The sequence below is a fragment of the Ensifer sp. genome (assembly GCF_035999135.1).
Taxonomy (GTDB): domain Bacteria; phylum Pseudomonadota; class Alphaproteobacteria; order Rhizobiales; family Rhizobiaceae; genus Ensifer.
Genome location: NZ_DASYGZ010000016.1, coordinates 1 through 23872, shown reverse-complemented (window position 1 = coordinate 23872; position 23872 = coordinate 1). Strand labels below are relative to the sequence as shown.

24 protein-coding genes, 1 other RNA gene and 1 pseudogene are annotated in these 23872 nt (G+C 63.0%); 19 read left to right on the top strand and 7 right to left on the bottom strand.

The genetic code is table 11. The annotated features are described in order from the left end of the window. Positions 1-370: 370 nt before the first annotated feature. The 3 genes from VGO12_RS01330 (at position 371) to ssrS (ending at position 1243) form a co-directional block, all read left to right on the top strand. Positions 371-640, top strand: coding sequence for a DUF4164 domain-containing protein (locus VGO12_RS01330; protein ID WP_034806184.1), 270 nt, complete (start codon positions 371-373; stop codon positions 638-640). 11 nt (positions 641-651) lie between these two features. Then, on the top strand, positions 652-1029 hold the full coding sequence (locus tag VGO12_RS01325) for a cell division protein ZapA (RefSeq protein WP_327510952.1): 378 nt from the start codon (positions 652-654) through the stop codon (positions 1027-1029). A 56-nt stretch (positions 1030-1085) separates the two neighbouring features. After that, a non-coding RNA gene (gene ssrS / locus VGO12_RS01320) (6S RNA) lies at positions 1086-1243 on the top strand. Positions 1244-1267: 24 nt separating this feature from the next. Here the strand turns inward: ssrS and VGO12_RS01315 are convergent. Next, positions 1268-2137 carry a LysR family transcriptional regulator gene (locus VGO12_RS01315; RefSeq protein WP_327510951.1) on the bottom strand — a complete coding sequence of 290 codons (870 nt, stop codon included), beginning with the start codon at positions 2135-2137 and terminating at the stop codon, positions 1268-1270. Positions 2138-2249: 112 nt separating this feature from the next. Between VGO12_RS01315 and VGO12_RS01310 the strand changes: the two genes are divergently transcribed. Beyond that, positions 2250-2474 (top strand): hypothetical protein, encoded by a 225-nt coding sequence (locus tag VGO12_RS01310; protein WP_327510950.1) that lies wholly within the window; start codon positions 2250-2252, stop codon positions 2472-2474. A 41-nt stretch (positions 2475-2515) separates the two neighbouring features. Here VGO12_RS01310 and VGO12_RS01305 read toward each other — a convergent pair whose 3' ends face one another. After that, positions 2516-2725 carry a transcriptional regulator gene (locus VGO12_RS01305; RefSeq protein WP_327510949.1) on the bottom strand — a complete coding sequence of 70 codons (210 nt, stop codon included), beginning with the start codon at positions 2723-2725 and terminating at the stop codon, positions 2516-2518. Between the two features lie 358 nt (positions 2726-3083). Between VGO12_RS01305 and VGO12_RS01300 the strand changes: the two genes are divergently transcribed. The 8 genes from VGO12_RS01300 (at position 3084) to VGO12_RS01265 (ending at position 12728) form a co-directional block, all read left to right on the top strand. After that, on the top strand, positions 3084-3656 hold the full coding sequence (locus VGO12_RS01300) for a 5-formyltetrahydrofolate cyclo-ligase (RefSeq protein ID WP_327510948.1): 573 nt from the start codon (positions 3084-3086) through the stop codon (positions 3654-3656). A gap of 213 nt (positions 3657-3869) precedes the next feature. Beyond that, positions 3870-4694 carry a YmdB family metallophosphoesterase gene (locus VGO12_RS01295; protein WP_327510947.1) on the top strand — a complete coding sequence of 275 codons (825 nt, stop codon included), beginning with the start codon at positions 3870-3872 and terminating at the stop codon, positions 4692-4694. A gap of 481 nt (positions 4695-5175) precedes the next feature. Next, positions 5176-6330: an efflux RND transporter periplasmic adaptor subunit gene (locus VGO12_RS01290; RefSeq protein ID WP_327510946.1), complete on the top strand. Its 1155-nt coding sequence runs from the start codon at positions 5176-5178 to the stop codon at positions 6328-6330. Then, positions 6327-9506 (top strand): multidrug efflux RND transporter permease subunit, encoded by a 3180-nt coding sequence (locus VGO12_RS01285; protein WP_327510945.1) that lies wholly within the window; start codon positions 6327-6329, stop codon positions 9504-9506. The genes VGO12_RS01290 and VGO12_RS01285 overlap by 4 nt, the downstream gene beginning before the upstream one ends. Before the next feature lie 281 nt (positions 9507-9787). Beyond that, complete coding sequence (locus tag VGO12_RS01280) at positions 9788-10621, top strand: MBL fold metallo-hydrolase (protein WP_327510953.1); 834 nt, start codon at positions 9788-9790, stop codon at positions 10619-10621. A 69-nt stretch (positions 10622-10690) separates the two neighbouring features. Continuing rightward, positions 10691-11191 (top strand): hypothetical protein, encoded by a 501-nt coding sequence (locus tag VGO12_RS01275; RefSeq protein WP_327510944.1) that lies wholly within the window; start codon positions 10691-10693, stop codon positions 11189-11191. 85 nt (positions 11192-11276) lie between these two features. Then, positions 11277-12023 (top strand): YebC/PmpR family DNA-binding transcriptional regulator, encoded by a 747-nt coding sequence (locus VGO12_RS01270; protein ID WP_327510943.1) that lies wholly within the window; start codon positions 11277-11279, stop codon positions 12021-12023. 75 nt (positions 12024-12098) lie between these two features. Further along, the gene (locus tag VGO12_RS01265; RefSeq protein WP_327510942.1) at positions 12099-12728 is read left to right on the top strand and encodes an HAD hydrolase-like protein; all 630 of its coding nucleotides are present in this window, start codon (positions 12099-12101) and stop codon (positions 12726-12728) included. Positions 12729-12835: 107 nt separating this feature from the next. On the opposite strand, the gene VGO12_RS01260 is transcribed toward VGO12_RS01265, so the two are convergent. After that, positions 12836-13837, bottom strand: coding sequence for an LLM class flavin-dependent oxidoreductase (locus VGO12_RS01260; RefSeq protein ID WP_327510941.1), 1002 nt, complete (start codon positions 13835-13837; stop codon positions 12836-12838). 170 nt (positions 13838-14007) lie between these two features. On the opposite strand from VGO12_RS01260, the gene ruvC reads away from it, so the two are divergent. From ruvC to VGO12_RS01240, 4 genes are all read left to right on the top strand, one after another. Then, entirely contained in the window at positions 14008-14520 is a 513-nt protein-coding gene (gene ruvC, locus VGO12_RS01255) for a crossover junction endodeoxyribonuclease RuvC (protein WP_327510940.1), read from the top strand. 64 nt (positions 14521-14584) lie between these two features. Continuing rightward, positions 14585-15202, top strand: a complete 618-nt coding sequence (gene ruvA, locus VGO12_RS01250) for a Holliday junction branch migration protein RuvA (RefSeq protein WP_327510939.1) — start codon at positions 14585-14587, stop codon at positions 15200-15202. Between the two features lie 95 nt (positions 15203-15297). Continuing rightward, complete coding sequence (ruvB, locus tag VGO12_RS01245) at positions 15298-16341, top strand: Holliday junction branch migration DNA helicase RuvB (protein ID WP_327510938.1); 1044 nt, start codon at positions 15298-15300, stop codon at positions 16339-16341. Beyond that, positions 16342-17244: a metallophosphoesterase gene (locus VGO12_RS01240; RefSeq protein WP_327510937.1), complete on the top strand. Its 903-nt coding sequence runs from the start codon at positions 16342-16344 to the stop codon at positions 17242-17244. Here the strand turns inward: VGO12_RS01240 and VGO12_RS01235 are convergent. Genes VGO12_RS01235 through VGO12_RS01225 form a run of 3 tightly spaced genes read right to left on the bottom strand, consistent with a single transcriptional unit; the run spans position 17241 to position 20217 of the window. Further along, positions 17241-18143, bottom strand: a complete 903-nt coding sequence (locus tag VGO12_RS01235; RefSeq protein WP_327510936.1) for an NAD(P)-dependent oxidoreductase — start codon at positions 18141-18143, stop codon at positions 17241-17243. The two genes, VGO12_RS01240 and VGO12_RS01235, sit on opposite strands and share 4 nt — an antisense overlap. Beyond that, positions 18140-19000, bottom strand: a complete 861-nt coding sequence (locus VGO12_RS01230; RefSeq protein WP_327510935.1) for a glycosyltransferase — start codon at positions 18998-19000, stop codon at positions 18140-18142. The genes VGO12_RS01235 and VGO12_RS01230 overlap by 4 nt, the downstream gene beginning before the upstream one ends. Next, positions 18997-20217 carry an NAD-dependent epimerase/dehydratase family protein gene (locus VGO12_RS01225; RefSeq protein WP_327510934.1) on the bottom strand — a complete coding sequence of 407 codons (1221 nt, stop codon included), beginning with the start codon at positions 20215-20217 and terminating at the stop codon, positions 18997-18999. Before VGO12_RS01225 ends, VGO12_RS01230 begins: the two co-directional genes overlap by 4 nt. A gap of 125 nt (positions 20218-20342) precedes the next feature. Here VGO12_RS01225 and ybgC point away from each other — a divergent pair, with 125 nt between their 5' ends. From ybgC to VGO12_RS01210, 3 genes are all read left to right on the top strand, one after another. After that, on the top strand, positions 20343-20798 hold the full coding sequence (gene ybgC, locus VGO12_RS01220) for a tol-pal system-associated acyl-CoA thioesterase (protein WP_327510933.1): 456 nt from the start codon (positions 20343-20345) through the stop codon (positions 20796-20798). A 130-nt stretch (positions 20799-20928) separates the two neighbouring features. After that, on the top strand, positions 20929-21525 hold the full coding sequence (locus VGO12_RS01215; RefSeq protein WP_327510932.1) for a TetR/AcrR family transcriptional regulator: 597 nt from the start codon (positions 20929-20931) through the stop codon (positions 21523-21525). Then, the gene (locus tag VGO12_RS01210) at positions 21518-22411 is read left to right on the top strand and encodes a haloalkane dehalogenase (RefSeq protein WP_327510931.1); all 894 of its coding nucleotides are present in this window, start codon (positions 21518-21520) and stop codon (positions 22409-22411) included. The genes VGO12_RS01215 and VGO12_RS01210 overlap by 8 nt, the downstream gene beginning before the upstream one ends. Here VGO12_RS01210 and ligD read toward each other — a convergent pair. Beyond that, a pseudogene (gene ligD / locus VGO12_RS01205) lies at positions 22408-23388 on the bottom strand (non-homologous end-joining DNA ligase); the annotation flags it as partial. The gene VGO12_RS01210 and the pseudogene ligD sit on opposite strands and share 4 nt — an antisense overlap. Between the last annotated feature and the right edge of the window lie 484 nt (positions 23389-23872).

Genomic DNA, 23872 nt, shown 5'->3' with positions numbered 1-23872 from the left:
GCCATCCGGTCGTGTTTTTCGCGAGAGATCATGACTGTTCCGTTTGCGTTCGGTGGTCAGGGAACGGTCTCTATCCTCCAAAGACCGCGCAAGAAGCGGCTGACACATAGCAGGTGCGCCGTGCGAGTCAATAAATACGGGGCTTCCGCGGCCATTTGACGGCAGCTTGCTCAAGCGCCTGTTCCGCAATGCAACAATGCTTTCGCACTGCCGTTGAAGAAAGCCGGCTACGCAATCCATCCACAGCTTCCGCTGTTGTTTGCGATGCTTGGCATTGTTGAGACTTACGTAATAGGTTTAAAAAAGATCGGGCCGAAGCGGCGGATGGGATTCGAGCGATTCGGCCTTATGGGCGAGGTATTCGGAACACATGCCGGCAAAGACTGTCAAAGCGGCGATCGACGAACTGCGCAACGCGGTGCAATCCCTGGAGAATGCGATCGACGGTCGGTTTGACAGGGAGCGGGATTTCAGCGAATTCGAGGGCGAGGTCAGGCGCGTCAACACCGACCGTTCGCGGTTGGCGCAGGAACTCGACCAGTCGCAGTTCCGGGCAAACCGGCTTGAGGAAGTCAATCGCGAGGTTTCCCGACGCCTCGTGACTGCGATGGAAACCATTCGGGCGGTGCTCGACCGCTAGGAAGACGCGACATGGCGCAGGTCACAGTATCGATCGACGGCAAGGCCTATCGGATGGCCTGTGAAGAAGGGCAGGAAGGTCACCTGACCGAGCTTGCCACCCGGTTCGATCAGTATGTCGGGCATCTCAAGAGCCAGTTCGGCGAGATCGGCGATCTGCGCCTGACCGTCATGGCCGGTATCATGGTCATGGACGAACTCAGCGAGGTCAATCGCCGGCTGAAGAAGCTCGAGGCCGAGGTCGGCAATCTGACGGATGGCCGCGACGCCGCCATGTCCGACCAGATGAAGAGCGAGGAGGCGCTGGCCGCCGCACTCAGCGAAGTCACCCAGCAGATCCACGGCATTGCCGCCAAGCTGAACGGCCGCTCGACCCCGACGGCAAGCTGATCACGTTTTGACGCCGTGCCTCTGGCGCGAAGCGCCGAGACACTTTATATATCGGATGCGGTCTGCGCTTCCCGACAGGAACCACAATCCCCGGGGCCATACTCGATCTCTAGGGAGCCGTCCCTGGCCGGGCTCGTGGGTCCGGACACATGGCGCCCACCTACTTTGTAGGCACCCGGGATCGTAAATTATCCATCGGTTGTGTGGATCGCACTTTCCCCTCCAAAACGATGATCGCTCAGTCCCCGGCAAAGGCCCGGCGGATGGCGTCGGCCATGGCCTCGACGATGCGGTCCTTGCCGTTTCCCGATTTCGACATGCGCAGAACCACGTTCGAGCAGTCGATCACGTCATAACCGTCGTCGGCGGTCAGTTCGCGGCAGCCGGCCGGGATGCTGCTGCGGGCGAGGGGGGCAATGGCCAGGCCCGAGACCACCGCCGCCATCAGGCCGCCGCTGGTGCGGCTGACATAGGCGATGCGGCTGTCGATGCGGCGCTTTCTCAAGTTGCGCGCGGCAAGGTCGTCGCACCAGCCGCCCTCCAGATAGGTGTAGGTGGCGATCGGCACCGGCCGGCGCTCGTCGGTGCGGTGCTGCTCCGATGTCGCCCAGACGGTCGGGTCCATCATCAGGACTTCGTTTTTTGTCTTGCCGCCGGGTTCGAACACGACGGCGAGATCGATTTCGCCTGCCTCGAGCGCTGCGATGTTGGTGACCGAGGCGCCCTGCTGCACGGTCACCTCGACGCCGGGGTGAATGGCGGCAAAACTGCCGAGCGCCTTTGGCAGGGTGGAGTTGATGTACTCCTCGGGTATGCCGATGCGCACGGCGCCATCGAGGGCCGGCTGGCGCATGGCCGCAGCCGTGTCGTCGATGAGGGTGACGATGCGGCGCGCATTGTCCACCAGCCGCAGTCCTTGCGGCGTCAGGATGACGCCGCGCGAATGGCGTTCGAACAGCGCGTCGCCGAGCAGGTCCTCAAGCTTGCGGATCTGCATGCTGACGGCCGACTGGGTGCGGCCGACGATATCGGCCGCGCGCGTGACGTTGCCGGTGTCGACGACGGCGAGGAAGGTTCGAAGCAGGTCGCTGTCGAGTGGAAGTGACATGGAAATGACCATCAGAATTTCTGATGGCTGCCATGCTTGCAATTCGTTTGTCAGATGTCAACGCAGGGGCGAAGATCAGTCTGTCACATCATCCTGCGCAGGGTCATTCGCCATGAGCGTGCTTGCCGTTTTCGCCTTTTCCGAAGCATCCGTCGTCACCCGACGGAGGTTGCTGAGATGGGCCGGCGCGCTCATGTTTCCCGATGTGCCCGTCGAGCTGCCACGGCATCGCTCGCAACTCCTGCGCGACGCCGGGGTCGAACCCGACGCGGGTCAACTGACGCGCGCGGAAAGGTCGATGCTCGATCTGGTCTACCGATCCCATTGGCTGGTGTGAGCGCCATTTTAGTTGGTATGAACGCGACGGCTGACCCGGCCTTAAGAGATCAGGTCCAGTCTGGCTGCGCGAAAAACCGCTTCGGCGAGGTTGCCGGCGTGCAGCTTCCGCATCGCGTCTTCAAGCGCGCGATCGATCCGGTCGAGCGGAATGTCGGTCTCGCGCATCATGTCCTGGCGGGTGCGACCGCGGGCGGCAAGCGTCAGGCAACGCAGCTCCAGCGGGTCGAGTTCCTTCATCTGGTCCTTCATGGACGTCGGCTTTTCCACTGTTGCCTGCAGGAGCGCGTCCATACATCGAACGCGGGCATTAGTTCCTGCTAATTATTTGAAATCGCGCCTTTATTTGCACGGGCTTCGTTGCTCGCGAAAGCAGAACCCTTAGCCATGATGAACGGAACGCTAAAACTGTTCCGATCTGGGAGCCGGCTCGGCAGCTGTCGCAAAACGCAGCAAAAGCGGCGTTGGCGGCCACCGTTTTGGTGGCGTCGACGCGTAAACGGGCTGGCGAAATGGCCGGGAATCGGCAAGAAATCGTCGGGCTGTGCCATTTTGGGTGGGGAATCCTGTCTCCGGGGAATGGAGCGGCGAGCGGGCAGGAGAGAACCGGATGTCACCGAAGGATTTGAAGGCGGCCCTGCGCAAGGAGCGCTTGGCCTTGCGCGACGCGATGTCGGCGGAGATGCGGATCGAGGCAAGCCTCACCATGGCCGATCACGCCGGCGACGTCATCGCGCTCGATCCGGGACATATCGTGTCCGGCTTCTGGCCGATCCGCTCGGAGGTCGACATCAGGCCACTGATGGCGCGGCTGAAGAGCCGCGGCGCCCGGCTCTGCCTGCCCGTGATCATGGACAAGAAGACCATCGTCTTTCGCGAACTGCTCGATGGCGTCGACATCATCTCGACCGGCTTCGGCACCACGGGCCCGGGACCCGATGCGCCGGAACTCGACCCCGACATCATGCTGGTGCCGCTGTCCGCCTTCGATGCGACCGGCCACCGGATCGGTTACGGCGCCGGCTACTACGACCGGGCGATCGACCGGCTGCGCATCAAGGGCCACCTGCCGAAGCTGATCGGCATCGCGTTCGATTGCCAGGAGGTGGCAAGCGTCCCGGCCGAGCCGCACGACGTGGCCCTGGATGCGGTGCTGACCGAGAGCGGATTTCGCCATTTCTGAGTGGCGCGGCGCAAGCTTGCGGATGACCCCGGCCGATTGAGCGAGCCCGGTCGGGACCGCAGCCCTTTGCCTGCATCTGCCACGAACGATCTAAAACGTTTCCAGCAGGGCCGCGATCGTGTAGACGCTCTATCTCTTTGTTTTCAGCAAATCCGGACGCAACCATCGCAGACGCGCTTCCGCCGGACTTTGCTCTGGTGGGATTGAGCGAGCATGAGGCTTCTGTTTCTGGGTGACATGGTGGGCAAGACGGGACGTACGGCGGTCTGGGACCGGCTTCCCGGACTGGTCGGTGATCTCAAGCTCGACTTCGTCATCGTCAACGGCGAGAACGCCGCCGGCGGCTTCGGCATCACCGAGGAAATCTTCCTTGAAACAATCAACGCCGGCGCCGACGTGGTGACGACGGGCAATCACGTCTGGGACCAGAAGGAAGCGGTGGTGTTCTGCGAGCGCCACGACCAGTTCCTGCGGCCGGCCAATTACCCGGCCGGCACCCCCGGGCGTGGCTCCAACCTGTTCTTCGCCCGCAATGGCGCGCGCGTGCTGGTGGCCAACGTCATGGGCCGCGTCTTCATGCATCCTGAGCTCGACGATCCCTTCAAGTCGGCCGAGGCGATCCTCGACGCCTGCCCGCTCGGCGAGCAGGCGGATGCGATCGTCTTCGACTTTCACGCGGAAGCCACCAGCGAGAAGCAATGCTTCGGCCATTTCGTCGATGGACGCGCCAGCCTCGTTGTCGGCACCCACACCCACGTGCCCACCGCCGATCACCAGATCCTCAATGGCGGCACCGCCTATATGAGCGATGCCGGCATGTGCGGCGACTATGATTCCTCGCTCGGAATGGACAAGGAAGAGCCGCTCAACCGCTTCATCTCGAAAATGCCGAAGGGGCGCTTCGAGGCGGCTTCGGGCCCGGCCACCATCTGCGGCCTTGGTGTCGAAATCTCCGATCGCACCGGGCTTGCCGAGAAGGTCGCTCCGCTCAGGCTTGGGCCGCGGCTGGCCGAAACGATCCCGGACTTCTGGTCCTGATCGGCGGTAAAACGGCATACTGATCCTTGTGCGCCGCCGCTGGCGCATGGGCCGGGCGATCCCGTATCGCCTTCTCGGAATTGATTTTTTTCAAGGTGACAACCCCATCAAATGATGGCAGGTTATCGCCCGATCACGCCGGGCCGGGGCGTGATGTACTCGTGCGTTTTTGCAGATCTGAAGTGTGCCCGCAGTCCTCGATTGCGGGCTCGTGCTGTTGTCGCCGGTCGACGGGAAATTTGTTCCGTTGCCGACGATTTTGATCCGACAGCGTTCGCCGGCCATCGGGCGGAAGCGCTGTCTCGTTTGATTGCTTGTTTGATTTTGCCTGCCGGATCACTCCCGATCCGGGGATTTGTACGGAGCGGAGCGGCGCTGCGACGATTGTCCGCCGATCGCCCGCTCTGAAGTATTCAAGGTGATCGCGCTGCCCGGCCCGATGGCTGCTCATCGCGATCCGAAGTGCATTCGGAGGGCGTGCATGTTGTCTAAGTGGCATTTGCCGATGATTGTCGGCGCTTCTCTTTCCCTGTTTTCCGCCGTCGCTGCCAAGGCGCAGGACGCGCAATTGCCAACGGTGACCGTCGCCAAGCCGGTCGTGCGGGACGTGATCGACAGCGACGAGTTCATCGGACGTTTCGAGCCGGTCGACGAGGTGCAGGTCCGCGCCCGTATCGGCGGCTACCTCGACGAGGTCAATTTCACCGATGGCGCGCTGGTGAAGAAGGGCGATAAGCTCTTCGTCATCGACCAGCGTCCCTATCGCACCGCGCTTTCCCAGGCGGAATCGACACTGGAATCGGCGCGCTCGACGCTCGAATTCGCCGAGTCCCAGTTCAAGCGCACGCAATCGCTGGCCGGCACCGGCACGCTTTCGATCTCGACGCTCGACGACCATCGCCGTGAGCTCTTGTCGGCACAGGCGCTGGTGCGCGGTTCGGAAGCGGCGGTCGAGCGCGCCAAGCTCGACCTCGACTACACCACCATCACCGCGCCGCTCAGCGGCCGCGTCGACCGGCGTTTGCTCTCGCTCGGCAATCTCGTGCAGGCCGACCAGACGGTGCTGACGACGATCGTCTCGCTTGACCCGATCGACTTTTATTTCGACGTCGACGAACGGCGCCTGCTCTCCTACGCCCGGGTTGCGCGCGAGCGCGGCAGCGCGCTGCAGGAAGGTGGCGGTTCGCTGGAAGTTCTCGTCACCATCGCCGACTCCAACGAAGAACCGTTCAAGGGTAAGCTGGACTTTGCCGAAAACCGCGTCGATCCGCAGAGCGGCACGATGCGCGTGCGGGCCCGTCTCGAAAACCCGAAGCTCGTGCTGCAGCCGGGCCTATTCGGGCGCGTGCAGATCGAGGGTTCCAACACCTACAAGGCCGTGCTCATTCCGGACGAGGCGATCGGCGCCGACCAGAACGAGCGTATCGTCTACGAGGTGACCGGCGACGGAACCGTGGTGACCAAGCCCGTTCGGCTCGGCCCGAGGCTGCATGGCTACCGGGTCATCCGCTCGGGCATGACGGGGGACGAAACCATCGTCGTCAACGGCCTGATGCGGGCGCGTCCCGGCACCAAGGTCAAGCCTGAGACGATCCAGCTGCCGCCGGAAGGCCCAACAGTGGGGGCGGCGCAATGAGGTTTGCTCACTTCTTCGTCGACCGGCCGATCTTCGCGTCGGTGCTTTCGATCGTGCTGCTGATCGTCGGCAGCATCGCCTATTTCCAGCTGCCGGTGGCGCAGTACCCGGAAATCGCCCCGCCGACGATCGTCGTTCGGGCCGCCTATCCGGGTGCGGACGCCGAAACCGTCGCCAATACCGTCGCAACGCCGCTTGAGCAGGAGATCAACGGCGTCGAGAACATGCTCTACATGTCCTCCTATTCGACCGCCGACGGCTCGATGGCGCTGACGATCACCTTCAAGCTCGGCACCGACCTCGACCAGGCGCAGGTGCTGGTGCAGAACCGCGTGTCGATCGCCGAGCCGCGGTTGCCGGAGGAAGTCCGGCGCATCGGCATCACCACCGCCAAGAGCTCCCCCGACCTGATGATGGTCGTGCATCTGCTCTCGCCGACCGAACGTTACGACCAGCTCTACGTCTCGAACTATGCGCGCACGCGCATCCGCGACCTGCTCGTGCGGCTCGATGGCGTCGGCGACGTCATCCTCTTCGGCGAGCGCGAATATGCGCTGCGCGTCTGGCTCGATCCGGAGAAGCTCTCGGCCTACGGCATGACGGCGGGCGACGTCGTGCAGGCGCTGCGCGAGCAGAACGTACAGGTCTCGGGCGGCTCGATCGGCGGCCCGCCAGCCCCCGGCGACAGCGCCTTCCAGTACACCGTCACCACTGACGGTCGCTTCAGCGATGCGCGGCAGTTCCGCTACGTCATCGTCAAGGCGACGGAAAGCGGCCGTCTTGTGCAGCTGCAGGACGTTGCGCGCGTCGAGCTCGGCGCCCGCGAATATGTCAACAACAGCTATCTCGACGGCAGCCCGGCGGTGGCGCTCGGCATCTTCTCGCGGCCGGGCACCAATGCGCTCGATGCCGCCGAGCAGATCCAGAAGGTGATGACCGACGTCTCGCGCGACTTCCCCGAAGGGCTCGAGTACCGGATCGTCTATAACCCGACCGAGTTCATCTCGGAATCGATCAACGAGGTCTATAAGACGATCGCCGAAGCGGCCGTGCTTGTCGCCATCGTCGTTCTCGTCTTCCTGCAATCCTGGCGCACCGCGATCATTCCGATCGTCGCCATCCCGGTGTCGCTCGTCGGCACCTTCGCCTTCCTCTACGCCTTCGGCTTCTCGCTGAACATGCTGACGCTGTTCGGCCTGGTGCTGGCGATCGGCATCGTCGTCGACGATGCGATCGTGGTGGTGGAAAACGTCGAGCGAAATCTCGCGCGCGGCATGACCCCGCGCGAGGCGGCGCACGTGACCATGGACGAGGTGGGGGCCGCCGTCATCGCGATCTCGCTGGTGTTGACCGCCGTCTTCGTGCCGACGGCCTTCATTCCCGGCATCGCCGGGCAGTTCTACCTGCAGTTCGCCGTGACGATTTCGGTCGCGACGGTGATTTCCGCCTTCAACTCGCTGACCTTGTCGCCGGCGCTGGCGGCGATCCTCCTGAAGCCGCACGAAAACGGCCATCACGAAAGCCGCAATCCGCTGACGCGCTTCGGCAAGGCTCTGGCAAACGGCTTCAACAACGGCTTCGACCGGATGGCCGAGGGCTACGCCTGGATGGTGCGCAAGCTGGTGTCGACCAAGGTGGCGCTGGCTGCGGCTCTGCTGGTCTTCGTCGGCCTGCTCGGCGCCACCTGGTACATGGCGCAGGTGGTGCCGCGCGGCTTCGTGCCGACCATGGACCAGGGCTATGCGATCGTCGTCATCCAACTGCCTGACGGCGCATCGCTCGACCGGACCGACGCGGTGGTCAAACGTGCCTCGAAGATCATCCAGGACGTGCCGGGCGTGAAGAGCGCCGTTGCCTTCGCCGGCTTCAACGGCGCGACCTTTACCAACGCCTCGAATTCGGGCGTGGTCTTCGCCTCCTTCGAAAGCTTCGAGGAGCGGCTGAAGCACGGGCAGGGAGCAAACCAGATCATCGGCCAGCTCTACGGCAGCCTGCAGAGCATCCAGGAGGCCTTCATAATCGCCGTGCCGCCCCCGTCGGTGCGCGGTATCGGCAACTCAGGCGGCTTCAAGATGCAGATCATGGACCGGCAGAGCGCCGACATGCGTCGTGCACTTGGGCTCGCCTACCAGATGATGGGCGCTGCCAACCAGACGCCGGGATTGACGGGGGTCTTCACCACCTTCTCGGCGTCGAGCCCGCAGTACTTCCTGGCGATCGACCGCGACAAGGCGCGCACACTTAACGTGCCGATCCCCAACATCTTCGAAGCGCTGTCGATCAACCTCGGCACGTCCTACGTCAACGACTTCAACGCCTTCGGCCGCGTCTACCAGGTGCGGGCGCAGGCCGACCAGCAGTACCGCGTCGAGCGGGACAACATCCTGGCCCTGAAGGTGCGTTCGGCGACAGGGGCGCTGGTTCCGATGGGCACGCTTGTGGAGATTCGCGACACGGCCGGCCCGACGCTGGTGCAGCGATACAACATGTACGTATCGGTGCCGATCCAGGGCAATCCGGCGGTCGGCGTCTCGACCGGCACGGCGCTCGACAAGATGGAGGCGCTCGCCGCCCAGATCCTGCCGCAGGGCACGACCTTCGAGTGGACGGAACTCGCCTTCCAGGAACGCCAGACCGGCAACACGGCCGTGTTCATCTTCGCCCTGTCGGTCGTCTTCGTGTTTCTGGCGCTGTCGGCGCAGTATGAAAGCTGGGTGCTGCCACTGGCGATCATCCTGATCGTGCCGCTCGGCGTGCTCTCGGCACTCGTCGGCGTGTCGATCCGCGGCCTCGACAACAACGTGCTGACGCAGATCGGGTTGATCGTTCTCATCGGCCTTGCGGCCAAGAACGCGATCCTGATCGTCGAGTTCGCGCGGCAAGGCGAAGACGAGGGCAAGACGCCGATCGAGGCGGCGGTGGAGGCGAGCCAGTTGCGCCTGCGCCCGATCCTGATGACGGCCTTCGCCTTCATTCTCGGCGTCGTGCCGCTGATGATCGCGACCGGCCCGGGTGCGGAAATGCGCCAGTCGCTCGGAACCGCCGTGTTCTCGGGCATGCTGGGCGTCACCTTCCTCGGCCTGTTCCTGACGCCGGTCTTCTACGTGGCGCTCCGGTCGTTCCGTCGGCGCAAGCCGGCAGGGGCGACAGAACCCGCGCCTCATCCGGCCGAATAGCCGCATGATCCCCAAATGATGCAAACGCCCCGGCAGACATGCCGGGGCGTTTGCATTGTGCGCGCATGCGCCTTGCTGGCCTATTGAGCGCGGTGACGCAAACGTGAGTGCTGTCCGCCGTTTGTAACTGGACGCGGCCAGGCGCTTGAACAATTCTCTGCATGCCCGTGACGCCGTGGTTCGGCCGAGCGAAGGCAAAGGCTTCCATTCGCTGTTCAACAATCGCCTGGCGCGCGCTTCTTTGGCGCGGGGCCATGTGGTCAAAGTGAGAGAGGTGAAGGCTGATGCTCCGCTACCTTGTCTACACGTTCGCCGCCATCTGGCTCATCCATGCATTCTGGCCGTCGGTCGCGCATGCGCAGCAACAGCCTGTTCATGCCAGTCAGTGCCAGGCAATTGCCGAGGCGATACCGCAGGCGACCTTCGCCAGTTTCACGCTGGCCGCCGCCAGCAACAAGCAGACTGCGGTCGGAGAAGTGACGATCAGCTATCTCGGCCACTCCACCTTCCTGATCGAGACGCCCGGCGGCGTGTCGATCGCGACTGACTATAATGGCTGGTTTACGCCTTCCGCGCCGCCGACGGTCGCGACGATGAACAAGGCGCATTCGAGCCACTACACGCTGACGCCAGATCCGGCGATCAGGAACGTCCTGCATGGCTGGAGCGACAACGGCATGCCGGCGAGGCACGATCTCGTGGTCGGCGACGCCTACATCCGCAACGTGACCACCGATATTCGCGCCGCCGGCGGGATGGAGCATGACGGCAACTCGATCTTCATCTTCGAGGTTGCGGATCTCTGCATCGGCCATCTCGGTCATCTTCACCACGAACTCGACGACAGCCACTATCGCCAGATCGGCAGGCTCGACGTCTTGATGGTGCCCGTCGACGGCGGCCTGACCATGGGGGCGGAAAGCATGAGCCGGGTCGTCAGCCGGCTGCGCTCGTCGCTGATCCTGCCGATGCACCGTCGCGGTCCGCCGATCGACGCCTTTCTCGACATGTTCGGCGACAACTACGACAAACGCTTCGCCGACAGCGCCAGTATCAAAGTCTCCCTGCGTTCCTTGCCAAGCAAACCGCTGATTTATATTCTGAAGGGCGTCTGAATCTGAAAGTGTCGCATGACGTCGCAAAACCGCTGCGGACTTTTGTGCGAAATGCCCTGGGATCGCCCGATGAAGTTGCTTGTGGCTGGCGTTTCGATGTTCCTTACCCTTTCAACCCTGGCGCAGGCAGGCGGCGCACCGCCGCCGCGCATGCCATCTCCGGAAGGCCAGTTTCAGCAAAAAGGACAGTCTCAGCAAAGCCTGCCCGAAACGGCCGTTGAGCCTGCGGGCGAGCAGGAGGTGTTCATGATGCCGTCAGGCAATATCGGCTGCGTCTACACGCCGGCCGGCGGCACGGCGGTGTACCAGCCTGCCGATGGCGGCCCGGAGCTTGCCTGCGATATCGTCGCGCCGCGCTATGTCCGCGCCACGCTCGGCCGCGCGGGCGCTGCCACGCTCGATCACGCGGTCGGCGATCCGAGTTGCTGCGCGGCCGAGACCGTACTCGATTATGGGCAAGGCTGGGCGCAGGGGCCGTTCTCGTGCGTCTCGGAGCGCACCGGTCTTTCGTGCCGTCGCGAGGATGGGCACGGTTTCGTGCTCAGCCGCGCGCAGGTGTCGGCGGACTGAAAAGCCGCGCCCCCGCTGGACGGAAAGCGGCAATAAAACTATAAGGCGCCCCATTCCATTCAAATTCATGCATGCAGAGGGTGCCATGGCTGGCCATTCACAGTTCAAGAACATCATGCACCGCAAGGGCCGTCAGGATGCGGTGCGCTCGAAAATGTTTTCCAAGCTCGCGCGCGAAATCACGGTTGCCGCCAAGTCCGGCATGCCGGACCCGGCGATGAACGCACGCCTGCGCCTGGCGATCCAGAACGCCAAGGCGCAGTCGATGCCGAAGGACAACATCGAACGGGCGATCAAGAAGGCTTCCGGCGGTGACGCGGAGAACTACGAAGAAGTGCGCTACGAGGGCTACGGCCCGGGCGGCGTCGCCGTCATCGTCGAGGCGCTGACCGACAACCGCAACCGCACGGCCTCCAACGTCCGCTCGACCTTCACCAAGGCCGGTGGCGCGCTCGGCGAAACCGGTTCGGTTTCCTTCTCCTTCGACCGCGTCGGCGAAATCACCTACAAGCTCTCGGTCGGTGACGCGGACACGGTGATGGAAGCGGCGATCGAGGCGGGTGCCGACGACGTGAGCACGGATGAGGACGGCCACACGATCATCTGCGGTTTCGAGGCGATCGGCGACGTTTCCAAGGCACTCGAAGACACGCTCGGCGAAGCCGAAACCGTCAAGGCGATCTGGAAGGCGCAGAACACCGTGCCGGTCGATGAGGAAAAGGCGCAATCGCTGATGAAACTCATCGACATTCTCGAAGACGACGACGACGTCCAGAACGTCTATTCGAACTTCGAAGTTTCGGACGAGATCCTGGCGAAGCTGTCGGCCTGATCGGACGGCCCGGAAAATGCGATCTTGCAACCCGCGTCCGAAAGGGCGCGGGTTTTGTTTTTTGGCGGGACCACTATGACCTACCAGTTCGCGATCTTCGATTTCGACGGCACGCTCGCCGACACGGCGGCAAGCTTCATGACGGCATGCAATGCGGCCGCGCGACGTTACGGCTTTCGCGAGCTTTCCGTCGAGGAGTTCCAGTCGCTCAGGACGATGGGCAATCGCGAGATCATCACCCATCTCGGCGTGCCCATGTGGAAGCTGCCGCAGATCGCCACCTTCATGCGCCGTGCCATGGTGGACGAGGCCGCGTCTGTCTGCCTGTTTCCAGGGGCGGCCGATCTGTTGCGACGGCTGAAATCGGCGGGCATTGGAATTGCGATCGTCAGTTCCAACGCGGAGGAGGGCATCCGTGCGGCGCTCGGCACGGTGGCAGCGACCGTCGATCTCTATGAATGCGGCGCCACCCTCTTCGGCAAGGCGCAGCATTTCAAGAGGGCGATCCGCTATTCCGGTGTTGACGCCTCGCGCGTCCTGGCGATCGGCGATGAGGCGCGCGACATCGAGGCGGCGCGAAAGGCCGGCGTTGCCGCCGGCGCCGTCAGCTGGGGCTACGCCGATCCGGCGTTCCTGCAGGGGCTTCGGCCAGACCGGTTCTTCGGCCAGATGGACGAGATCGCCTCGGCCTTCGGCGCGCGCTGATCCTTAAAGCGCGTCGCGATCTTTCAGATTCGCTTTCCGCGCTTTAAGCTATTGATTTGGCGCATGTCGTTATCGCAAAACCGCCGCACACTTTTACGCGACATGCTCTACGCTGCCTTGGCGAGCGCGCGCTGGGCTTCGGCGAAGAGCCGAAGCGAATGCAGCCGCGCCTCCATGTCGAAGATCGGCATGGAAATGATCAGTTCGTCGGCCTTCGTCTGTTCGAGGAACGCTGCGATCTTCCGCCTGATCGTCTCCGGGCTGCCGACCACCGCATACATCATCGAATGATCGACGAAGATCTTTTCGTCATAGCTCCAAAGCCCGTCCATCGATTTGACCGGCGGCGGAAACTGGCCGCGCGCATTGCGGCGAAGGGCGACGAACGACTGCTGCATCGATGTGAAGAGGTGGTTCGCTTCTTCGTCCGTATCGGCGGCGACGCCCATGACGCCGACCATGGCATGCGGCTTTTGAAGGGTCTCGGAAGGGGTGAAGCGCTCGCGGTAGATCTCCAGCGCTGAAAGCAGCATGTCCGGCGCGAAATGGGACGCGAAGGCAAAGGGAAGTCCGAGCATGCCGGCAAGATGGGCACTGAAATGGCTGGAGCCGAGCAGCCAGATCGGCACGTTGGTGTCGGCGCCTGGAACTGCGATGATCTTCTGGTCCTCGGCGACGGGGCCAAGCAGCGCCTGCAGTTCGACGACGTCGTTCGGGAAATTGTTGCCGCTCGCCTCCATGTTGCGGCGAAGCGCCTGGGCAGTGCGCATGTCGGTGCCGGGTGCGCGGCCAAGGCCGAGATCGATGCGGCCGGGATAAAGCGCTGCCAGCGTGCCGAACTGTTCGGCGATGACCAGCGGCGAATGGTTCGGCAGCATGATGCCGCCGGAGCCGACGCGGATCGTCCTGGTCGCCGCCGCCACGTGGGAGATGACGATCGAGGTCGCAGCGCTGGCGATGCCCTTCATGCCGTGGTGCTCGGCGAGCCAGAAGCGCTTGTAGCCGTTTTCCTCGGCGGCCTGGGCCAGGCGTCTGGTGTTTTCGAGCGATTGGGCGACACTGCCGCCTTCCGTGATCGGAGAGAGATCGAGAACGGAGAAGGTCGCCATGGCAAGGCCCTTTATTGAGAGAAATTGATTGAAGGCTATGTAAGCTCAATTTTCCTCAATCCAAGAGTGGCGGCGAAGAAATCCTGAGCGTTGCTCTCAGCTGTGCGTATGTTTTTGTTTTGTTCACTATTTGCTGGCAGCGTCCGGACTGACATCATAGGGTGAAATTCATGCAAACCACGATTCGCATCATCGGCATCGATCCGGGCCTCCGCCGTACCGGCTGGGGCATTATCGAGACGCTCGGCAATTCGCTGCGTTTCGTCGCTTCCGGCACTGTGACCTCCGATGGCGACATGGATCTTGCCTCCAGGCTCTGCCAGCTGCATGACGGCCTTGCCGATGTCGTGCACAGCTATCAGCCGCACGAGGCGGCAGTCGAGCAGACCTTCGTCAACAAGGATGCAACTGCGACGCTGAAGCTCGGCCAGGCGCGCGGCATCGCCATGCTGGTGCCGGCGCGCGCGGGTCTTCGGGTCGCCGAATATGCGCCGAACGCCGTCAAGAAGGCGGTGATCGGCGTCGGCCACGGCGAGAAGCAGCAGATCCACATGATGATCAAGGTTCTGATGCCGAAGGTCGAGTTCAAGGGCAACGATGCGGCGGACGCGCTGGCGATCGCGATCTGCCATGCCCACAATCGCCAATCGGTGACGAGCCGGCTCGCCGCATTGATGGCGTAGTTGCGCTAAACAAGATTGTTCCCGATGGTCTTCGATCATCACAGCCCACCGCGAGAGACGCCACATGATCGGCAAATTGAAGGGTACCATCGACGAGATCGGCGAGGATCACGTCGTGCTTGATGTGCATGGCGTCGGCTATGTCGCCTTCTGCTCGGCGCGCACCTTGTCGAGGCTCGGTTCGGCCGGCGAGGCGGCGGTGCTGTTCATCGAGACCTATGTGCGCGAGGACCAGCTGAAGCTGTTCGGGTTCCTCTCGGCGCTGGAGCGGGAATGGTTCCGTCTTCTGCAGAGCGTGCAGGGGGTCGGCTCGAAGGTGGCGCTTGCGGTGCTCTCGACGCTGACGCCGGGCGAGCTCGCCAACGCCATCGCGCTGCAGGACAAGACGTCGGTATCGCGTGCGCCTGGTGTCGGGCCCAAGGTGGCGGTTCGTATCGTCACGGAGCTGAAGAACAAGGCACCGGCCTTTGCCGGCGAGATGTCGGCCTCGATCGGGCTCAAGCAGGAGCTCGGCGAAGGCGTTGCGTCCGCGCCGGTTTCGGATGCGGTTTCTGCGCTGACCAATCTCGGCTATTCGCGCGACCAGGCGGCCAATGCCGTTGCCGCGGCGCTGAAGAATGGCGGTGAGGGCGGCGATAGCGCCAAGCTCATTCGCCTTGGTCTCAAGGAACTGGCGCGATGAGCGCTTGCCTTGGCCGAGCGCGCAAGGCAGAACGAAACGTGGCTGGCCGCAGGTAGGATATCTGCGACTGACGACCGACTGATTGGAACGAATGCATGACTGACGCGGCACGCCTGATAGCGCCGGAAAAGCGCGGTGAAGACACTGACGCGACCATGCGGCCGCAGACGCTTGACGATTTCACCGGCCAGGCGGAAGCACGCGCCAACCTGAAGATCTTCATCGAGGCTGCGAAGAACCGTGGCGAGGCGCTCGACCACGTGCTGTTCGTCGGCCCGCCCGGGCTCGGCAAGACAACGCTCGCGCAGATCATGGCCAAGGAACTCGGCGTCAATTTCCGCTCGACATCCGGTCCTGTCATCGCCAAGGCCGGCGACCTTGCCGCTCTGCTGACCAATCTCGAAGAGCGCGACGTGCTCTTCATCGACGAAATTCACCGGCTCAATCCGGCGGTCGAGGAAATCCTCTATCCGGCGATGGAAGACTTCCAGCTCGACCTGATCATCGGCGAAGGTCCGGCGGCGCGCTCCGTCAAGATCGATCTGTCGAAGTTCACGCTGGTGGCGGCCACGACCCGTCTCGGCCTCCTGACCACGCCGCTCCGCGACCGTTTCGGCATTCCCGTGCGGCTCAATTTCTACACGGTCGAAGAGCTGGAATCGATCGTTCGCCGCGGCGCACGGCTGATGGGTCTCGGCATGACCGACGACGGCGCACGCGAGATCGCGCGGCGCGCCCGCGGCACGCCGCGCATTGCCGGCCGGCTCTTGCGCCGGGTGCGCGATTTTGCCGAAGTGGCGCGCGCCGAGGCCGTGACACGGGAGATCGCCGATGAGGCGCTGACGCGGCTGCTGGTCGACAATATGGGGCTCGACCAGCTCGACCGCCGCTATCTCTTCATGATCGCGCAGAATTTCGGTGGCGGGCCGGTCGGCATCGAAACCATCGCCGCCGGGCTTTCCGAACCGCGGGACGCGATCGAGGACATCATCGAGCCCTATCTCATCCAGCAGGGCTTCATCCAGCGCACCCCGCGCGGCCGCATTTTGACCGCCAATGCCTGGAAACATATCGGCCTCAACCCACCCAAGGAAGTCGAGGCGGCGCAGTTCCGCTTGACCTTAGAGGACGACGACTAGATGATCAGCCGCCGCGGATTGTTCAAACTGATCGGCGGCGGGATCGCCAGCATGGCGGCCCTCGGCGGTTATGCCTTTGCGGTCGAACCGCTCGCGCGGCTCAATGTCACCCGCTACAAGCTGACGCCGCCCGGCTGGACGCCGGGACTGAAACTGCGCGCCGTCGTGCTGACCGATATCCACGCTTGCGAGCCCTGGATGCCGGCGAGCCGCATCGCCTCGATCTGCCGTCAGGCGAACTCGCTTGGCGGCGACATCACGCTTTTGCTCGGCGACTACGTGGCCGGCATGAACTTCGTGACGCGCTATGTACATTCCAGCGAATGGTCGAAGGCGCTCGCGACGCTTGAAGCCCCGCTCGGGGTGCATGCCGTCATGGGCAACCACGACTGGTGGGAGGACCGGACGGCACAGAAGAACGGCGGCGGCCCGACCTTTGGGCACAAGGCGCTTCAGGACGTCGGCATCAACGTCTACAGCAACCGAGCGGTGCGACTGGAAAAGGATGGCCAGGGCTTCTGGATCGCCGGTCTCGAGGATCAGCTGGCTCTCGTGCCGGGCAAGAAGTGGCAGCGCAAGCGCATGAGTGGCCTCGACGACCTCGACGGTACGCTGGCCCAGGTGAGCGACGCCGACCCGGTCATTCTTCTGGCGCATGAGCCGGACGTTTTTCCCCGTGTTCCGTCTCGGGTCGCACTGACGTTGTCGGGCCATACCCATGGCGGTCAGGTGCGGCTGCTCGGCTATGCGCCGGTCGTGCCATCGCGCTTCGGTGACCGCTACGCCTATGGCCACGTGACCGAGAACGACTGCAATCTGATCGTGTCGGGCGGCCTTGGATGCTCGCTCGCGCCGGTCCGCTTCGGCGTGCCGCCGGAAATTGTCGTTATCGATCTTGGCTAGGCGGTCTTGCCGCCCGACATCATCGCACTGATCGTTTCCACCAGCCGCGCCAAACCGCCCGGCTGCCAGCCACGTGCGCGTAATCTATCGGTCGTCATGACCAGATAGTCTGCTGCTGGGCTCGCCTCCGGCAAGGGATGCGGGCATCCCGTCAGTTCCTGCACGACCGACAGGATCTGCCTGTTGTCGAGCAACAGGTCGGAGACGTTGAAGGCTGTGCCGGACACGTCGGTTGCGTCCGCCTCGAGCATGAGGCGCACGGCCGCGCCGACATCGTCACCATGCACCTCGGTGCCGAGGCGGGGCGCGATCGGCCTTCCATCGAGATAGTCGGAAAAAAGCGCGGTCCACTTGTGCGGTCGTCCCGAGCCAGGGTCTCCGTAGACACCGGTGACGCGCAAGCTTGCCGTGACGAAATCGATACGCGCAAGTGCCCCGAGCCGCTCCTCGGCCGCAACCTTGATCTCGCCGTAAAGCGTGTCGGGTTCGGGCGGCGAGACCTCGTCGACGGCACCGGCAAGCCTGCTGCCGTAGACGGCACGGCTCGACAAAAACACGCAGCGTTTGACGCCGGCCGCTCTGGCAGCCTCGAACAGCCGGATCGAGCCATCGACGTTCGCGCGGCAGAAACCTTGCGGATCGTCGCCTTCGCCGCCGCGGTATTTGCCCTCGACATGTTCGAATGCGGCGTGGACGAAGCCATCGATCCCTTCGAACGCCGCTGTCTGGTCGCGGTCCGGCTCGAGAAACAGCGGCACGAAGGGGAGACCGGTCGAGAAACATCCGGGATCGGGAGGGCGGCGGCCGCCGATCACGACATCATAGCCGTGTCTCCTAAGGTGCGCGACGATGAAGCGTCCGACGAAACCGCTGCCGCCCGAAACCAGAACGCGGGTCATGGCCGCGCCGGATTGGCAAGCGAGGCGATGTCGGGGATGTTGTCGCCGGTAAGATAGGCGAACCAGAGGTCGATCAGCGGCTGCAGGCTTTTGGCGCGCGGATGATCCTTCTCCCAGGGCTTTTCGTATTGATAGTGAAGCACGCCGATCGAGCGCCAGTCCCAGAGTTCCGGCAGATTGAACCAGACATATTGCAGCATGTTCATCGTGACAGGCAGGCCGTGCCAGTCTGGGAAGAACTGCTGCAGGAAGGTCTGATCGGTGCGTGGCCAGAAGGCGTCGAGGGCGTCTAGGCGGGCGAGCATCTTCGCGAACGTCGTGAGTGAAGGCTCAGCGACGAAGACGCCGGAGTTCAGTCGGTGAAAGTCGGCGAGGCTTTCGTAGACATTGGGGGCGGCGGAAAATTCCGGATAGGAAAACAGCCGGTCGATGTTCCTGAGCACGATGGCGTCGGCGTCGATAAAGACGCAGCGGCGATATTCGCTGAGCTGCCAAAGCCGGAGCTTGCAGAAATTGTCGAGCGGCGAGTGGAAATCCGGCTTGCGGCCCTTGGTGAAGGGGGCCTTGTCGTGAACGTTGCGGCGAGCGTGGCGGGTGTTGAAGGCATCGGACAGCGGCAGAAGTTCGGTGTCGATCAGGCGGCAGCCAAATTCGGCCAGCGGCGCCAAGGCTTCAGGAGAAACGCCGCCCGTATGCAGCACGACGATTTCGGCCGCAGTGTCCGTCAATCGTATCGAGCGCGCCAGAGCGCGGGCGCCAAGCGCATAGTCGGCATTGGTGACGAGGGTCACGAAGGCATGATCGGCACTGGGAGCCGAGGAGGGGCGGAGCCCCTCCGAGTGGTCGGTCGATGTCATGAAACGGATTTCAGCCGCTTGCCCTCGGGGTCGTGGTTGATCAGCGGCGCGATATCCTTGGTCCAGGCGGAGACGGCCGGCACGCGCGTTCGATCGACACGATAGGCGAATTTCTTCGCGACATCGACGATTTCCGACAGCAGCCCGTCCTCAAGCCGCGTCGGGTTGAGGCCGAGGCCCAGGAATTTCTCGTTGTGCACGACCAGTTCGTTTTCGGCCGCTTCCTTGCGCGGGTTCGGCAGCCAGGCGATCTGGGCCCCCGAAACGGTTGCGATCATCTGGGCGAGGTCGCGAACCCGGTGCGTCTCGGTCATCTGGTTGAAGATCTCGACGCGGCTGCCGCGCGCCGGCGGGTTCTTCAAGGCCAGCTCGATGCAGCGCACCGAATCCTGAATGTGGATGAAGGCGCGTGTCTGGCCGCCGGTGCCGTGCACGGTCAGCGGATAGCCGATCGCTGCCTGGATCAGGAAGCGATTGAGCACGGTGCCGTAGTCGCCGTCATAGTCGAAACGGTTTATGAGCTGTGGGTGACGGCGCGTCTGTTCGGTATGGGTGCCCCAGACGATGCCCTGGTGCAGGTCGGTGATCCGGAGGCCATCGTTCTTGGCATAGAACTGGAAGAGCAACTGATCCAGGCACTTGGTCATATGGTAGATCGAGCCGGGATTGGAGGGGTAGAGGATCTCCTGGCTGACGGTTTGGCCGTCCATCGTCTCGATGCCGACGGGCAGATACCCTTCAGGGATCGCCGCACCGATGGTCGAATAACCATAGACACCCATGGTGCCGAGATGCACCAGATGGGCGTCGAGCCCAAGTTCGACCAGCGCATTCAGCAGATTGTGCGTGGCGTTGACGTTGTTGTTGACGGTGTAGTTCTTGTGGCGGTCGCTCTTCATCGAATAGGGGGCGGCGCGCTGCTCGGCGAAATGCACGATGGCATCCGGTCGGTGGTCTGCCAGCCAGTTCTTGAGCAGTTCGTAGTCGCGGGCAAGATCGATCAGGTTGAAGTGGATGCGGCGACCGGTCTCGGCATGCCAGATGCGGGTGCGTTCCTGGATCGAGTCCATCGGCGTCAGCGATTGCACGCCGAGCTCAGTATCGATCCAGCGGCGCGAGAGATTGTCGAGGATGTGGACGTCGTGACCGGCATCGGACAAATGAAGAGCCGTGGGCCAGCCAACGAAACCGTCGCCGCCGAGAATCGCAATCTTCATGCACGTTCTCCTGATCGAGGGAAGGAAGTCCGTCACGTGATAAGATAGGATTGTGACAAGGCTGCAATGCTTGCAAATGGCTTTTTGTTCCTGCACAGGAACGGGATGTACTTCCGGAGAAAAGCATGTCCCAGATTTCGCTCGCAGGCGAACTGACCGAAAGCGGCCACCGGCTGATCCAGCGCGTCTATTACGAAGACACCGACTTTTCCGGCGTCGTTTACCACGCCCGCTACCTACATTTCATGGAGCGCGCCCGCACCGACTTCCTGCGGCTGCTCGGTGTCGAGCAGGCGACGCTCGCGATCGCGGGCGACAGCGAAGGTCTCGTCTTCGTCGTGCATCGCATGGAGATCGACTTCAAGCTGCCGGCGCGCATGGACGATATCCTGACGATCACCACGGTCACGGAAAAGGCAGGCGGCGCCAAGATGGTGCTGCAGCAGGAGATCCGCCGCGGCGAACAGCTGCTGATCGCCGCCAAGGTGATCATCGCCGTGATCAACGGCCAGGGACGGCCGCGGCGACTGCCGGAGGCGCTCGCCTACAAGTTCCACCACGCCAAGGAAAGCGCCGGCTAGCCGCGCCGTTCGATTGGATGATGCCGTCGAAGCGCCCCTTCATGGGGCGTTTTTTATGGAACAGGATGGTTCTTTCCGATCGGCCGTTTTGCCGGATTGACAATAATACGGACGTACGTATTATTTCGCCATGTCCAGAAAATCGATACGCGAAAATCTTCTGAAAGCGGGCGATCAGCTCGTATGGAACACAGGCTACGCCGGCACCGGCGTACGCGACATCGTCGAGGCTGCGGGCGCAAGGCCGGGGTCCTTCACCAATCACTTCGCTTCGAAGGAAGACTTCGTCATCGAGGTGCTCGATCGCTACTTCGCCTATGTCTCGGGCCTCGTCGAAGAGGCGCTTGGCGACAGAAGCGTTTGCCCGGTCGACCGGCTCCGCCGCTACATCGACCTCATCGCGGGCAAGCTTGCCGACGCCGACTACAGCCGCGGCTGCATGATCGGCAATCTCAGCCTCGAAGCCTCCTTCGACAATGAACGGCTGCGTGCGCATCTGTCGAAGCTCTTTGCGACCTGGCGGGGTCCTTTCGAGGCTTGCATCGCCGAGGGGCTGGAGAAGGGGGAGATCGCTCCGCTCGGCTCGGCTGCCGAGCTTGCCGATTTCCTGCTCAGCGCCTGGCAGGGCGCGATGCTGCGGATGAAGGTCGATCGCAGCCCGGCGCCGCTTGCAACGTTCAGGAAGATCGTTTTTTCAACCGTGTTTGATGGAGGAAGGCATGCATGACGCGACATTCCCAGCCAGAAAATCGTTCGTCGATATCCTGGGATCGGCGATGGCCTATGTCGAGCAGGGTTCGGGGCCGACCGTCCTCTTCCTGCATGGCAATCCGACATCGTCCTACATCTGGCGCAACATCATCCCGCATGTGGCGCCGACCGGGCATTGCGTCGCGCCAGACCTGATCGGATACGGCCATTCGGCGAAGCCCGATATCGACTATTCCTTCCTCGACCAGTTCCGCTATCTCGAAGCCTTCATCGAAAAGGTCGCGCCCGGTCCGCTGTTTCTGGTGGCCCAGGACTGGGGAACAGCGCTTGCCTTTCACTTTGCTGCCCTACACCCGGAAAAGGTACTGGGGCTCGCCTTCATGGAATACATCCGGCCGGCCGATACCTATGAGGCCTTCCACCAGAAGCCGCAGGCCCGTGAACTCTTCAAGGCGTTCCGCACCGAGGGTGTCGGCGAGCGGCTGATCCTGGAAGAGAATGTCTTCATCGAGCGGGTCGTGCCGAATGCGATCCTGCGCAGGCTGACAGACGCGGAAATGGACGCCTACCGCGCGCCGTTTCCTGACGTGTCGTCGCGACGCCCGGTGCTGCGCCTGCCGCGCGAACTGCCGATCGAAGGCGCGCCGAGCGAGTTTTACGCGACCAGCACGGCAGACCACGCGGCTCTTCGCGCCTCGCGTTATCCGAAGCTCCTATTCTCGGGCGATCCCGGCGCATTGATCTCGCCAGCCGAAGCGGAAGCCTATTCCGGCGAGTTGACCCATTGCCGTCTGGTGAAACTCGGTGCAGCCGCGCACTACCTGCAGGAGGATCATCCCGAGGCGATCGGCACGTCCATCCGCGCCTGGATCGAGGATCTGCAACGGGAGGCGGCAGCCTAATCCGCCGCCTTCACCCCGATCTTGTCCAGCATGTCCTTGGTGAGAGACTGCTTTAAATTCGCAAGATCCTGCCAAGGGTCGTGCCCGCCTTCGATGCGGGCGAGGATGTCGGGACTATGGAAGCTGTTGGCGGCCTCAAGGTCGCCAAGTTCCTTCCAGCTGACCGGCGTGGCGACCGGTGCGCCCGATCGCGCCCGGATCGAATAGGGAGCGATCGCGGTGGCGCCGCGCTCGTTTCTCAGCCAGTCGATGAAGATCAGCCCCTTGCGCTTCTCCTTCGACATGGTGGCGACGAACTTGTCCGGATCGCGCTCGGCGAACCCTTGCGCAAAGGCCTTGGTGAAGTCCTTGGCTTGCGCCCAGTTGGCCTCAGCCGTCAGGGGCGCTACGACGTGTACGCCCTTTCCGCCGGTGACCATCGGCATGGACTTCAATCCAATGTCCGCAAGTGTGTCCCTCAGAGCCATGGCCGCCCGCTTGACAATGTCGAAGTCGAGGCCTTCGTCAGGGTCGAGGTCGAAAACCAGTCGGTCTGGCGATTCCAGCGTCTCTACATGCGAGCCCCAGATGTGGAATTCAAGCGAGCCCATCTGCACCGCAGCGACCAATCCTTCGGCCCCTTCGACGTACATGTAGTTTTCGGTTTCCCCGGAGCCTTCCTTGACCGGGATTTCCTTGATCTCCGAGGGAAAGCCGTCACCCGCATGCTTCTGGTAAAAGCGCGGCCCCTTTAACCCCTGCGGCGCGCGCACCAGCGACAACAGGCGGCCGGCGACATGGGGAAGCATGCGATCGGCGACCGCCGCGTAATAGTGGGCGAGATCTCCCTTGCTGATGCCTCGCTCCGGAAACAGGATCCGCTCGGGATGGCTGATCCTGATGCCGCAAACGGTCTCGTCGGAAGTGGCGGTATGTGGTTTTGCGGCCGACGTTTTCGGCTTCGGTGCGGCCGGTTTGCCCTTGCCGCGTTTGATGGATGCATCTCCGGTACCGGTCATGTGGTCACCCGCTGTTCGATTGCACGGTCAACGTCGTTTGGCCCGCCCTGAACCCGGCGGCGCCCAGGCCGCGACGGTCAGACTATCGCGAGCCGGGCGCCTTTTCGCAACGTCCCGTCACTCGACGGGTCGCGACCGGAGAACGCGCCGGGCCAGCGCCGGTTCCGCCGCTTAAGTGAGGCTTCAAAGACACAGGTTGGTAACGGTCTCTTAACCATAATGGTGTCTTAATCATCCCATCAGGATTTGTGCGGTGCACGTCATCCTTTGACCAAAATTGACGGCAAGAAGGCAACCTAAAGCTAATTAAGGTCGCGATCGTGCGATCTGCGGCGGTGCCGGGCACTCTTGCAAACAGGACGTTTGGGCTACCCGGTCACGAGCATGAACCGCTCTTGCCGGGTGTTTGGATTCGGGGACTGAAGACGATGGAACAGGTTGGATTGGCCGCGGCGACGCACGA

Excerpts from the sequence above, each read along its gene's own strand:
- VGO12_RS01325 (WP_327510952.1), top strand. The coding sequence starts at position 652 with ATGGCGCAGGTCACAGTATCGATCGACGGCAAGGCCTATCGGATGGCC.
- VGO12_RS01240 (WP_327510937.1), top strand. The coding sequence starts at position 16,342 with ATGATCAGCCGCCGCGGATTGTTCAAACTGATCGGCGGCGGGATCGCC.
- VGO12_RS01285 (WP_327510945.1), top strand. The coding sequence starts at position 6,327 with ATGAGGTTTGCTCACTTCTTCGTCGACCGGCCGATCTTCGCGTCGGTG.
- VGO12_RS01295 (WP_327510947.1), top strand. The coding sequence starts at position 3,870 with ATGAGGCTTCTGTTTCTGGGTGACATGGTGGGCAAGACGGGACGTACG.
- ybgC (WP_327510933.1), top strand. The coding sequence starts at position 20,343 with ATGTCCCAGATTTCGCTCGCAGGCGAACTGACCGAAAGCGGCCACCGG.
- VGO12_RS01210 (WP_327510931.1), top strand. The coding sequence starts at position 21,518 with ATGCATGACGCGACATTCCCAGCCAGAAAATCGTTCGTCGATATCCTG.
- VGO12_RS01215 (WP_327510932.1), top strand. The coding sequence starts at position 20,929 with ATGTCCAGAAAATCGATACGCGAAAATCTTCTGAAAGCGGGCGATCAG.
- VGO12_RS01260 (WP_327510941.1), bottom strand. The coding sequence starts at position 13,837 with ATGGCGACCTTCTCCGTTCTCGATCTCTCTCCGATCACGGAAGGCGGC.
- VGO12_RS01305 (WP_327510949.1), bottom strand. The coding sequence starts at position 2,725 with ATGAAGGACCAGATGAAGGAACTCGACCCGCTGGAGCTGCGTTGCCTG.
- VGO12_RS01290 (WP_327510946.1), top strand. The coding sequence starts at position 5,176 with ATGTTGTCTAAGTGGCATTTGCCGATGATTGTCGGCGCTTCTCTTTCC.
- VGO12_RS01300 (WP_327510948.1), top strand. The coding sequence starts at position 3,084 with ATGTCACCGAAGGATTTGAAGGCGGCCCTGCGCAAGGAGCGCTTGGCC.
- VGO12_RS01330 (WP_034806184.1), top strand. The coding sequence starts at position 371 with ATGCCGGCAAAGACTGTCAAAGCGGCGATCGACGAACTGCGCAACGCG.
- ruvB (WP_327510938.1), top strand. The coding sequence starts at position 15,298 with ATGACTGACGCGGCACGCCTGATAGCGCCGGAAAAGCGCGGTGAAGAC.
- VGO12_RS01310 (WP_327510950.1), top strand. The coding sequence starts at position 2,250 with ATGAGCGTGCTTGCCGTTTTCGCCTTTTCCGAAGCATCCGTCGTCACC.
- VGO12_RS01315 (WP_327510951.1), bottom strand. The coding sequence starts at position 2,137 with ATGTCACTTCCACTCGACAGCGACCTGCTTCGAACCTTCCTCGCCGTC.
- VGO12_RS01275 (WP_327510944.1), top strand. The coding sequence starts at position 10,691 with ATGAAGTTGCTTGTGGCTGGCGTTTCGATGTTCCTTACCCTTTCAACC.
- VGO12_RS01270 (WP_327510943.1), top strand. The coding sequence starts at position 11,277 with ATGGCTGGCCATTCACAGTTCAAGAACATCATGCACCGCAAGGGCCGT.
- ruvC (WP_327510940.1), top strand. The coding sequence starts at position 14,008 with ATGCAAACCACGATTCGCATCATCGGCATCGATCCGGGCCTCCGCCGT.
- VGO12_RS01265 (WP_327510942.1), top strand. The coding sequence starts at position 12,099 with ATGACCTACCAGTTCGCGATCTTCGATTTCGACGGCACGCTCGCCGAC.
- ruvA (WP_327510939.1), top strand. The coding sequence starts at position 14,585 with ATGATCGGCAAATTGAAGGGTACCATCGACGAGATCGGCGAGGATCAC.
- VGO12_RS01225 (WP_327510934.1), bottom strand. The coding sequence starts at position 20,217 with ATGAAGATTGCGATTCTCGGCGGCGACGGTTTCGTTGGCTGGCCCACG.
- VGO12_RS01235 (WP_327510936.1), bottom strand. The coding sequence starts at position 18,143 with ATGACCCGCGTTCTGGTTTCGGGCGGCAGCGGTTTCGTCGGACGCTTC.
- VGO12_RS01230 (WP_327510935.1), bottom strand. The coding sequence starts at position 19,000 with ATGACATCGACCGACCACTCGGAGGGGCTCCGCCCCTCCTCGGCTCCC.